The 12,248-nt window shown below is 47.0% G+C and carries 8 protein-coding genes; 5 read left to right on the forward strand and 3 right to left on the reverse strand.

Going from position 1 to position 12,248, the window contains the following annotated elements; translation table 11 throughout:
* Positions 1-2 precede the first annotated feature (2 nt).
* Both A8O23_RS13545 and A8O23_RS13550 read left to right on the forward strand, forming a co-directional pair.
* Complete coding sequence (locus A8O23_RS13545; protein WP_066622098.1) at positions 3-728, forward strand: sulfite exporter TauE/SafE family protein; 726 nt, start codon at positions 3-5, stop codon at positions 726-728.
* A 21-nt stretch (positions 729-749) separates the two neighbouring features.
* Positions 750-1,619, forward strand: coding sequence for a universal stress protein (locus A8O23_RS13550; protein ID WP_066622099.1), 870 nt, complete (start codon positions 750-752; stop codon positions 1,617-1,619).
* A gap of 172 nt (positions 1,620-1,791) precedes the next feature.
* Here A8O23_RS13550 and gdhA read toward each other — a convergent pair whose 3' ends face one another.
* Positions 1,792-3,132, reverse strand: coding sequence for an NADP-specific glutamate dehydrogenase (gene gdhA, locus A8O23_RS13555; protein ID WP_066622103.1), 1,341 nt, complete (start codon positions 3,130-3,132; stop codon positions 1,792-1,794).
* 463 nt (positions 3,133-3,595) lie between these two features.
* Between gdhA and hemN the strand changes: the two genes are divergently transcribed.
* From hemN to A8O23_RS13570, 3 genes are all read left to right on the forward strand, one after another.
* Positions 3,596-4,990: an oxygen-independent coproporphyrinogen III oxidase gene (gene hemN / locus A8O23_RS13560; protein ID WP_066622105.1), complete on the forward strand. Its 1,395-nt coding sequence runs from the start codon at positions 3,596-3,598 to the stop codon at positions 4,988-4,990.
* A gap of 272 nt (positions 4,991-5,262) precedes the next feature.
* Complete coding sequence (locus tag A8O23_RS13565) at positions 5,263-5,991, forward strand: hypothetical protein (RefSeq protein WP_066622107.1); 729 nt, start codon at positions 5,263-5,265, stop codon at positions 5,989-5,991.
* Between the two features lie 179 nt (positions 5,992-6,170).
* Positions 6,171-7,148 (forward strand): alcohol dehydrogenase catalytic domain-containing protein, encoded by a 978-nt coding sequence (locus tag A8O23_RS13570; protein WP_317039547.1) that lies wholly within the window; start codon positions 6,171-6,173, stop codon positions 7,146-7,148.
* A gap of 154 nt (positions 7,149-7,302) precedes the next feature.
* Here the strand turns inward: A8O23_RS13570 and A8O23_RS13575 are convergent, their stop codons facing one another.
* Positions 7,303-8,016 carry a pseudouridine synthase gene (locus A8O23_RS13575; protein ID WP_066622112.1) on the reverse strand — a complete coding sequence of 238 codons (714 nt, stop codon included), beginning with the start codon at positions 8,014-8,016 and terminating at the stop codon, positions 7,303-7,305.
* 282 nt (positions 8,017-8,298) lie between these two features.
* The gene (gene purL, locus A8O23_RS13580; RefSeq protein ID WP_066622273.1) at positions 8,299-11,982 is read right to left on the reverse strand and encodes a phosphoribosylformylglycinamidine synthase; all 3,684 of its coding nucleotides are present in this window, start codon (positions 11,980-11,982) and stop codon (positions 8,299-8,301) included.
* Positions 11,983-12,248 lie beyond the last annotated feature (266 nt).

Raw genomic sequence — 12,248 nt, forward strand, 5'->3', positions numbered from 1 at the left:
ATATGGTTTGGGCGGGTTTTCTATTCGGTATTTTAGGCAGCTTCCACTGCGTAGGCATGTGTGGCGCTATTGCGCTGGCGTTGCCGGTGGGTAAGGGAAGCGGACTGACTTTTGTGGCGGGTAGGCTCCTGTACAACCTAGGCCGAATTGCCACTTACGCCGCCCTTGGTTTGATAGCCGGTTTGCTGGGGAAAAGCCTGCAAATGGCGGGGCTGCAGCAAACCTTGTCCATCTTTTCAGGTGTGCTTATATTATTGTTGGTAATTGTGCCCTCGGCAGCTTCGGGTAAATTCCGAAAGGTTACGGGGCTGGAGGCAGTTCTTTCTTACGTGCAGAAAGCCATGGGACAGTTCTTCCAGAAGAAAGGAACTTGGGCCAACGGAGTGGTGGGCTTGCTGAACGGACTGCTGCCTTGCGGGTTTGTGTATTTCGCATTGGCGGGAGCCATTAGTATGCCAAGTGTGGTAGATGCCTGTCTGTATATGACTTTGTTCGGCTTAGGCACTTTCCCGCTGATGTTCCTGCTCTCTCTTTCTGGCAAATATATTCAGTTGGGGTTGCGCCGGTTCTTTACCAAGGCGGTTCCGTTTGTGGCTGCCTGCATGGCCATTATGTTTATTCTGCGCGGCTTGAACTTAGGCATACCGTACGTGAGTCCGGTTTTAGATAGTAGTACCAATATTGCGGGTGTGGGTGGTCAAACCCACTGCGCCGCGCCTCTCAAATAGTGATTATTTTCTCACAGTGATATGAAAAAGATTCTCGTTCTCACCGACTTCTCACCAAACAGCGTAAATACCTATGGGTATGCTGTAAAATTGGCTTGCCAGCTTAAAGCCAATATTCTGTTGCTTTTCAGTACAAACGGGGCACCGCTGTCCATCACAAACCAGCTCCAGTATTCGCAGCAACTCTACAGCTTTGCCAAACGCTATGCCTGTGATTCGCGGCGCCACAAAGAACCGCACCACACCGAGTGCCTTATTAGCGGTGATGCCTGGGCGGGGCTCATACCCTCTATGGTGGAAGTGCACAGGCCGGACCTTATAATTGCCGGATGCGGCCTCTTGGAAGCCATAGAACGTGGCGTGAAAGAGCTGCCGGTTCAGGAGTTTGCCGCCTGCCCAATTTTGTGGGTGCCCGAAAAAGCAACATACCAGCCCTGGCAAGATTTAGTTTTCGCCACCGACTTTACAGACCAAGAGCCGGGAGTAGTGCAACTAGTGAAATCCCTGGCCAAAGATTTCAACGCTAAACTTCATCCCATTCATTTTTACCCAGAGACGGAAGCTAGCCACTTTGTTGAAATAAAAAAACTAGGTGCTGAGCTAAACGAGGCGTTCAACACCGCAGGCAGTTTACATGTAATTGGGGAGGAAGACATGATGGAAGGGCTGCAAGACTTTGCCGAAGTCAATCCGGCAGATGTGTTCGTGATTGCCACCAAAGATCTGCACCTAACCCGGCATTACCTGCAGGATGCCTATCGTAAGACAGGCGCTTGCCAAACAAAAATTCCGCTGCTCAGCCTGTTCCAAAACAAGAAGAAGCCTTGTACCGGCAGCTGCACGTATTGTAAGGAGGTAGAGACTGTAGGCGCTGCGCTGGTAGCAGAATAACCGGTTAAGGCATTTAAATTTTAAATAAAAAAGCTCACAAGCTTCTGATGGCTTGTAAGCTTTTCCTTCTTCTGTTTTAGGGCTGATTTTCAAAAAGCAGCCCTAAAACAGAAGAAGGAAGCTATAATGTCAATCTCTGTCAGCTGGATTGCGTGCTACTATATCCTTCTACCTACACAACTCCCTGCGCTAGCATAGCGTCTGCTACTTTCACGAAGCCTCCTATGTTGGCGCCTTTCTCGTAGTTGATGTACCCGTCTTCTTCAGTGCCGTATTGCACGCAGATGCGGTGAATGTCGCGCATAATGTCCCGGAGACGGTTATTTACTTCGTCGCGGCTCCAGGAAATGCGCAGCGAGTTCTGTGACATTTCCAATCCAGACACGGCCACGCCACCGGCATTTGACGCTTTGCCTGGAGCGTACAGAATTTTAGCCTCGGTAAACACCTGAATGGCTTCGGGGGTGCTAGGCATATTGGCGCCTTCGGCTATACAGAAACAGCCGTTCTCCACTAACATACGGGCATCAGCCTCGTCTAATTCGTTTTGAGTTGCGTTAGGGAAGGCAATGTCTGCCTTGATTCGCCAAGGGCGTTCATTCGGATAGAAAGCACAGCCGTATTTTGAGGCGTACTCCTGAATGCGCTCGCGTTTCTCGTTCTTCAGCTCCATCAGGAACTTCAGCTTTTCGGCGTCAATGCCTTCGGGGTCGTGTATAAAGCCGCTGGAGTCGGAGAGGGTGACTACCTTTGCACCAGCTTGAATACACCTTTCCACCGTATACTGGGCTACGTTGCCGGAGCCGGAAACAAGTACCGTTTTACCTTCCAGGGTTTCGCCGCGGGTTTGCAGCATATCTTCAGCAAAATACACTACGCCGTAGCCAGTGGCCTCTGGCCGGATAACGCTGCCGCCCCAGCTGGTGCCTTTGCCGGTAAGTACGCCGGTGAATTCTCCTTTTATGCGTTTGTATTGGCCAAAAAGATAACCTACTTCACGTCCGCCTACGCCAATGTCTCCGGCCGGCACGTCAATGTCAGCACCTACGTGGCGGTACAGCTCGGTCATAAAGCTCTGGCAGAACTTCATAATTTCACTATCTGATTTTCCTTTAGGGTCAAAGTCGGAGCCGCCTTTTCCGCCGCCCATTGGCAAACCGGTAAGGCTGTTCTTAAACACCTGTTCAAAGGCCAGAAACTTCAAAATGCTCAGATTTACCGAAGGGTGGAAACGTAGCCCGCCTTTGTACGGGCCTATGGCGCTGTTCATCTGCACCCGAAATCCGCGGTTTACCATTACCTCATTTTTATCAGAAAGCCACGGCACCCGAAACATTACCACGCGCTCAGGCTCTACCATGCGCTCCAGAAGGCGGGCGTTTTTGTATTTTGGGTTGTTGTGCGTAAACGGAATGATGGTTTCCGCCACTTCGCGCACAGCCTGCAAAAACTCGGGTTCATGCTGGTTTCTCGCCTCTACCTGAGCCAGAAATTCTTTGACCAATGTATCCATAGTTAGTATGTTCTCTTCTGTTTTGAAAAATGGGGTTATGCTAATTCGTTTGGAGTGACTATTGTATTGCCAATAAATTAACACTTGCAATATAATAATGGAAATCTTGTATATGGATATAAAAAATTATCAAAATCTAATAAAAAATGCTTCTTCTGAAGGTAAAGTAGAAGAAAACCTGTGGTTGAGGTGGAGAAAGCATGATGTTTAGCTAAGGTAGTCGGCTTTAAGGAGTTTTGAATTAATCAGGGGGAGGAGGGAAAAGGAGAAGGTGTTTTTGGCCTCTTTTTAAGAAAACAGCTCAAGAACGGGAATGCAGGAAATAGGGGAAATGTAACTGTTTAGGCAATTTCTAGGAGTAGTTCATTTAATGATTAAAATCATATTTTGCCTATTCTAATGTCATTTCAGAGCGGCAGGGGGTGCGGTATTTTTGTACTGTTATTTAGAACAATTGAAGAACATGAACGGTACTTGCCTTATACCCCCAGCAAATCCCTCAGAATATCTGATTCAGAAATATAACGTATCGGCGCCGCGGTATACGAGTTATCCTACCGTGCCTTTCTGGGACCCGCAAGCGCCTACGCAGGAACAGTGGCTGCAGGTAGTGGAGCGGACATTCAATGAATCTAACGCAGAGAAAGGCATTAGCCTGTACCTGCACCTGCCTTTCTGCGAAAAGCTTTGTACCTACTGCGGCTGCAATAAACGCATCACCACGAACCATGGCGTGGAAGGTGGCTATATCAAAGCGGTTATGGACGAGTGGCAACTATACGTCAACCGTTTTACCGAAAAGCCTATTCTGCGGGAACTGCACCTTGGCGGCGGAACTCCTACTTTTTTTAGCCCCGAGAATCTCAGGCTTTTACTGGAAAGAATTTATGCTTCCGCTGACATACACCCTGAGCGGGAATTCAGTTTGGAGGGCCACCCCAATAACACAACATTTGAGCATCTGCAAACGCTGTATGATTTAGGCTTCCGGCGCGTGAGCTACGGCGTGCAAGACTTCGACCCAAAAGTGCAACTTACCATTAACCGCGTGCAGCCCTTCGAGAACGTGAAAGTGGCCACTGTAGAAGCTCGCCGAATTGGCTATGAATCGGTGAACTTTGACTTGATCTATGGCCTGCCGCACCAAACTTTGGAGTCAGTTTCTAACACTATTGACCAGGTGGCGCTGCTGAGGCCAGACCGTATTGCTTTTTATTCCTACGCGCATGTGCCGTGGGCTTCGCCGAGCCAGCGGGGCTATTCAGAAACAGATTTGCCTTCCGGAGCAGAAAAGCGGGCGCTGTATGAATTGGGTCTCCGCAAATTCAAAGCTATGGGTTACCATGACATAGGCATGGACCATTTCGCTCTGCCTAATGACACGCTGTACCAGGCTCAGCAAAACGGAAAACTGCACCGTAACTTCATGGGCTACACCACCTGCCACACTGATTTACTTATTGGCCTGGGCACCTCGTCTATCAGTGATGCCAAATACGGGTACATGCAAAACCTGAAAAAGGTAGAAGAATACAAAGCCAGTATTGCCGAAGGAAACTTAGCCATTTTTAAAGGACATTTGCTTACAGAGGAAGACCTAATCCGGAAGGAATCTATACTGTCCATTGCCTGCCATGGAGAATTACAAATTACAAAAGAATTGGAGTTTTTAATTGACGGAAAAACGCTACTCTCTTTGCATGAAATGGAAGGTGAAGGACTTTTAACTTTTGAAAACCGGTTGTTAAAAGTTACCAGCCTAGGCCAAGCCTTCGTGCGAAACATCTGCATGCTGTTTGACCAGAAAGTGAAACAGGCGGAGCAGGGATTCAGCTCTACGTTTAGCAAAGCTATATAGTATAAATTTTGTTTTGGTTGTTGAAAAGAGGGGCCTGCCAAGTGCAGAGCCCTATTATATTCAAAAAACCGAAAGCAGTTTTAAACCTGTTTTCTGAAAAGTAAGCTAAAAATAGAATCAATTACTTTTTTGTAGCGACTTTGTTTGTCAGGCCTTTAGGTTTTTAGTTTCAATAAAGAAGGAAAGGAGGATGTAGAGGTGAATAAGAAGCCTTTGTTCCCTTCTTAGCCAATTAAACTAAAGTTTTTATATTCGTCTGTAGAACAACCCCTATGCAGAAACCAGACGAGTACTTGAAGGAAAGCCTTGAAGATGCCAAATTTACGCTAAAGCTAGCCTCTTGCCTGCTGCTTATTGCGCTACTTTGCTTGTCCCGGTTTATTCACTTTTGGGTGAGTGATCGCACCCCTGAAGATTATGATCTAAACGAGCCCTGGTGGGGATATGCCCTTTCCATGATAGGTTTGTTGCTGCTGATATTAGCATTTAAAGCATTTTCTTCTGGGTGGAAAGACTACCGCAGGTACCGAAAGTATTATAAAGCTGCAGACGCTGCCCAAGAGGTAGAAACAGAAATAACAGACAAGTTCTACTTCATAAAACTGCTTCCGGGTGAGGATGGGCCTTTGGAGTATAGGTATTTTGCCTGTGACCGGCAGGGGCTTTGGCGATTATCTGCTAGGGCAAGTGAATATTTTGCGCAACTGCAACCAGGGTGCAAAGTGAAAGCAGTAATGTTACAGGCAGGAAGTTTAAAAGAAATAGCCGACCTCGAAATTTTGCATAAAACCGCTGCCCCTGAGAAACTAACTCCTCAACAGGTGCAGGATAAAATAGCGAGCGAGGTAAAAGTGACGGAGTATGCCGAGGACGGCGTATTGGTGAACAAATTTCATCTCGCCAAAAAGGTGCGGTATTACCTTATCATCAATAAAGAAGTGGTAGAAGTAAACCGTGCTACTTTTTTGGCAACACCGCTGTATTCCGTCTACAGCGCCTGACCTAAAAATTCAAGTAGGTAGCATTAATGGCTGTCATAATGGGACCTACAGAAGCAAATCAGTTATACACATCTCACATATTTGACAGTATTGCGTAACTATCACTTTCACTAATATTCTCTTGTGCTATGTTAAAACGGCAGGTGTTCCGAATGCCTAAGGCTGGATCCATTAAGAACTTGGCATTACAAACAGAAGTGCTGGAAGCCCCTAAGCCAGACGAAGTCTGCATTCAGGTGAAAGCCATAGGTCTGAATTTTGCCGATATATTCGCTATGCAAGGCTTATACAGTGCCACTCCGGCAGGTTCTTTTATACCGGGTTTAGAATTTTCTGGGGTGGTAGTTGTTGTGGGGGCAGCCGTGACAGAGTGGGAATTGGGTGACAGGGTGATGGGTGCCACTAAATTTGGCGGGTACGTCAGCCATCTGAATATACATCACCGTTATGTAGTGCCTCTGCCCGAGGAGTGGAGTTTTGAAGAGGGGGCAGGCTTTTTGGTACAGGGACTCACTGCTTATTATGCCCTTACCCAGCTGGGAGATCTACAGAAGGGAATGACAGTGCTCATACATAGTGCGGCGGGCGGAGTAGGCATTTTGGCCAACCATATTTGCAAAAAGTTTGACGCTTACACCATTGGCACCGTAGGTAGAGCTGATAAAGTAGAGTTTCTGCAGGAGCAGGAAGCGTATGATGCTGTTATTCTACGAGACCGTGAGTTTCCCAAAAAGCTACAGCAGACGCTAAGAGACCGGCCTCTGCAGATTATTATGGAGTGCATTGGCGGCAAAATATTAAAACAGGGGTGGGAGGCAATGGCGCCTATGGGACGAATGGTAGTGTATGGCAATGCCAGTTTCTCCAGCCACAGTTCCAGTCCAAATTATCCCAACCTGATCTGGAAATTCCTGCGCCGCCCCAAGATTGACCCGCTGCGCCTGCCTACCCTGAACAAGTCTTTGATGGGCTTTAACCTGATTTACCTGTACGAGCAGACAGACATGATGCACCATTTGCTTCAAAAGCTGATAGCTCTGCAATTAAAGCCTCAGTATGTTGGTCATGTATTCTCATTCCACCAAATGCATAAGGCAATTAGCTTATTCCAACGCGGAGAGACAGTAGGTAAGGTAGTGGTGAAGGTAGAATTCTAAATTATGCTTTTACAGGAAAAAAATTTTACAAAATAGAAAACGAGTAATATTGCTGTTTTAGCGCTAAATTCTGGAAATTAGGCCTAAAAGCCTTATCTGTGGTTTCTGATATTTCTGCTTCTGGAAAACTTACTTCATAGTTTTATCTATAATCTTATTTCAAATCTGAGAGCACATTCCCCCAGCCGAATTGTACGCAGAGGCGTTTCATGTTTTCTGGCATATTCGCACTTATTTCAATCTGTTCACCTGTAGCCGGATGTTTAAACAGGAGTGAAGCAGAATGAAGCAGCATATAAGGGCTGTTCAGCTGCTCCAAAAACATGAGGTTGTGCCGCCAATCACCATGCTTTTTATCTCCGATGATGTAGTGCCGCAGGTGCGCGAAATGCTTCCGGATCTGGTGCATTCGACCTGTCTCTGGCTTTACTTTTACTAAACTGTAGCGCGCGGTTTGGTAGCGCCCCACCGGAATGGGAAGTTCAACGGTGGCCAGTCGGGTAAATTGTGTGAGGGCGTCCTGTGGTTCTTTTAGCCCGTTGTCTTTGTCAGGTCGGATGGGGCTGACAATAGTGCCTGCTTCTGGGGCGTACCCCCGCACAATAGCGTAATAAGTTTTGTCTGGCTCACGTGCTTCAAATGCCTTTACCAGTGGTGCCGCCGCCTCCGGCGATTTAGAGAAGAGCAACACACCTGAGGTACCACGGTCTAAGCGGTGCAGCGGGTAAACGCGATATCCCAACTGGTCGCGCAGCATTTGCAGGGCAAACTCTTTTTTCTCTTCGGCAATGCGCGTACGATGCACCAGCAAACCATTAGGTTTGTTGATGGCCACGTAATACTCGTCTTGATAAATGATCTCCAGCACGCTTTATACTACTAATATTCTAAATGAAATAATTATCATCCCCTCTGTCAACTATTAGGTTTAGAGTTTATATGGATTGTCGTAGAGGCTAGGTTTGGCTTCTCTAATAAATAATTGGTATCTGTTAGAGGCTTGAGCTTCAAATTACATACTTGTGCTTTTTAGGTCTATTTTTCTAAAAACAAGTCCAAAACAGGTAGTAAACAGTAACAGGTAAGCCTATAGACTTACCTGTTACAAGAGCACTTATGTAGAACATGATTTAAATGACCGCCTAATTATCTACTTCTCATTCGCCTCCAGCCACTTTCTGGCATTCACAAAGGCCTCCATCCAAGGAGAAACTTCGTCTTGGCGGCCTTTTGGGTAGTGAGCCCACTGCCACTGCAGAAGCGAACGCTCTATGTGCGGCATCATGACCAGGTGACGGCCAGTTTCATCGCAGATCATGGCAGTGTTGTAGTCAGAACCATTCGGGCAATGCGGATAGGTGTCGTAGGCATATTTAGACACAATCTGATACTGATCTTCTGTGTGCGGCAAACTGAATCTTCCCTCACCGTGCGATACCCAAACGCCTAAGGTACTTCCGGCCAAACTTGACAGCATCACTGATTTATTTTCTTGAATGGTTAATGAAGTAAAGATACTCTCATGCTTCTGGCTCACGTTGTGCAGCATTCTCGCTTTCTTTTCGTGACCCATTGTGATGAGCCCGAGTTCCACGAACAGCTGACAACCATTGCAAATACCCACTGATAATGTGTCTTCGCGCTGGAAGAATTTATCCAGAGCTGTTTTCGCCTTCTCGTTGTATAGGAAGGCGCCCGCCCAGCCTTTGGCAGACCCCAATACATCAGAGTTAGAAAAACCACCCACCGCGCCAATGAACCTGATGTCTTCCAACGTTTCCCTACCTGAGATCAAATCTGTCATGTGGACGTCTTTCACATCGAATCCAGCTAGATACATGGCATTGGCCATTTCACGCTCCGAGTTACTGCCTTTCTCACGGATAATGGCTGCCTTGATTCTTGGTTTAGTATGGTCAACGACTGGTAATTTGCCGTCAAACCCTTCAGGAAATTGGTAGATTAGTTCGTGCTTTTTATAGTTCTCAAAGCGCTCCTTGGCACTCACTTCACCGCTTTGTTTTATGTCCAGCAGGTAAGAAGTTTTAAACCAGGTGTCGCGTAGCTGGGCAATATCAAAGCTGTATGATTCAGTGCCGTTCTTCAGTTCCAGCGTGGCAGAAGAAGTGCAGGTTCCTATTTTATGGAAAGGAACACTGTTTGAGTTGAAAGTTTCTTCTACTTCAGCAGACGCTTGGAAAACTACACCAATGTTTTCGGCGAAAAGAACTTTAATGGTGTCTACTTCGCCCAGAGAGGATAAATCAATGCTGGCACCTAAGTTATTGTCGGCGAAGCACATCTCTAGCAAGGTGGTAATCAAGCCGCCACTGCCAATATCATGGCCTGCGGCAATCTTACCTTCTTTTATCAGTCCTTGCAGCGTGTTAAAGGTGTTCTTGAATTGTGCTGCATCAGTGATATCAGGTGTTTCGTTTCCTATTCTGTTGAAGATTTGCGCAAAAGAAGAACCGCCTAATTTGTAGGCATCATTAGAAAGGTTGATGTAGTACAAGTTGCCACCCTCACGTTGTAGAACAGGTTCTACCACCTGGCGCACGTTGCTGCAGTTTCCTCCCGCTGAAATGATTACCGTGCCTGGAGCAATTACTTCCTCGTCTTTGTACTTCTGCTTCATGGAAAGCGAGTCCTTACCGGTTGGGATATTGATGCCCAATGCAATAGCGAATTCAGAACAGGCTTCTACGGCTTTGTATAATCGCGCGTCCTCACCCTCATTTTTAGAGGCCCACATCCAGTTAGCTGAAAGCGATACACTCTGGAGTCCGTCTTTCATTGGAGCCCAGACAATGTTTGATAAGGCCTCACCAATGGCATTACGGCTACCTGCTGCAGGGTCAATTAGAGCTGAGATAGGGGCATGGCCTACCGAAGTGGCCACTCCTTCTATGCCCTGAAAGTCTAAGGCCATCACCCCGCAATTGTTCAGGGGCAATTGCAACGGACCTACGCATTGCTGTTTGGCCACCCTGCCTCCCACGCAGCGGTCTACTTTGTTTGTTAACCAGTCTTTACAGGCCACCGCCTCTAATTGCAACACCTGATCTAAGTAAGTGTGCAGCTGGTTTTTGTCATAGGTAACTGGTTGGTAGGTTCTGGAGACGGTTTTGTCAGTCAAGACCACTTTAGGCGAACTCCCGAACATGTCGCTCAAGTCCAGGTCCATTGGTTTTTCACCGTTAGACGCAGATTCAAAGGTGAAACGGTGGTCTCCGGTCACGTCACCTACGGTGTACATAGGGGAGCGCTCGCGGTCGGCAATTTTCTTTAAGGTGGCAATGTCTGCTTCCCCAATTACCAAGCCCATCCGCTCCTGCGACTCGTTACCTATGATTTCCTTAGCCGAAAGGGTAGGGTCGCCTACCGGGAGTTTATCTAAGTCAATCTTTCCGCCGGTTTCTTCTACCAGTTCAGAAAGGCAATTTAAATGCCCACCAGCGCCGTGGTCATGTATTGAAACGATGGCATTGTGCTCGCTTTCCACCATGCCGCGTATGGCGTTGGCAGCACGTTTCTGCATTTCAGGATTTGAGCGCTGAATGGCGTTTAACTCAATGCCAGAACCATGTTGACCGGTATCTGCGGAGGAGACGGCCGCGCCGCCCATGCCTATGCGGTAGTTTTCACCACCCAGTATTACAATTTTATCTCCTGGTTTCGGGTGCTGTTTCTGGGCTTGGCTTGCTTTGCCGTAACCCACGCCACCCGCCAGCATAATCACTTTGTCGTAGCCTAGTTTTCTGGGGGCTTCCAAAGCGTCAGCCGCTTCGTCGTGCTCAAATGTTAAGACAGATCCGGTAATCAATGGCTGTCCGAACTTATTTCCGAAATCCGTAGCCCCGTTAGAGGCTTTGATCAGGATATCCATTGGTGTTTGGTACAGCCAATTTCTTTCTCTGGTGGCTATCTCCCAAGGCCGGTCTTTCTCCAGGCGTGAAAGGGCCGTCATATACACCGCTGTACCGGCCAGAGGTAACGCGCCCTGACCACCAGCCAACCTGTCCCTGATTTCCCCGCCGGAACCAGTAGCGGCACCATTAAATGGCTCTACCGTGGTGGGGAAGTTATGTGTTTCTGCCTTGATAGAAATAACCGATTCGAAATCCGTTACATGATAAAAATCAGGCTCATCGGCACGTTTAGGGGCAAACTGCTGCACCACCGGCCCCTTGATGAAGGCTACGTTGTCTTTGTATGCTGATACAATATCGTTCGGATTCGTCTCTGATGTTTTCCGGATTAGCTTGAATAGCGAGCTAGGTTTTTCTTCGCCATCAATTACAAACTTGCCATTGAAGATCTTATGGCGGCAGTGTTCAGAGTTTACCTGTGAAAAACCAAATACTTCAGAGTCGGTCAGTGGTCTGCCTAATCTTTCAGAGAGGTCATTCAGGTAAGCAACTTCCTCGTCACTTAAAGAAAGTCCTTCTGCTTTATTATACGCCGCTATATCTCTAACTGGCAGAACAGGCTCCGGCTGAATATGGATAGTATAGATTTCCTGATCAAGCCCATTATACTTCTGTGAAAGCATTGGGTCATAATCCGAGAAATTTTCCTCTACTATCTTAAATTCCTCAATCCGGATGATCCCCTGAATATCCATGTTCTGGGTTATTTCCACAGCATTGGTACTCCAGGGCGTAATCATGGCTGCACGTGGGCCGACGAAGAATCCTTCTAAAGAAGTATCCTGTTTTAACGTGGCACCGCCAAAAAGCCATTCTAGTTTTAAAATATCAGTAATGGTGAGTTCACGCTCCGTTTGTAACGCGTAAACAGTATCGGGCTGACGATAAAAGAAGTGAATCATGCTGCTTTTGTTCAAGGCCCAAAGTTATTGTCTAAATTTAAATAATTAGAAAATAGATGCTCTGGGAGCAAAATCTTTTCACGAGGAAGGTGTTGTCAACCAGAAAAATCCACCAGCGGGTAGCCTTGTTTCTTCGGTTATCAAAGAGAACCCTTATGCCTTTGTTACTGATTCATAAAGTATATTAAGAAGTACAACTATGGGAAACCACAACAGCGTTGAGCTCAGGAGGAATAGTAGAACGTTATAAGATATCCTTGAATCCA

Source organism: Rufibacter roseus (assembly GCF_001647285.1).
In the GTDB taxonomy this organism is placed as follows: Bacteria; Bacteroidota; Bacteroidia; order Cytophagales; family Hymenobacteraceae; genus Nibribacter; species Nibribacter roseus.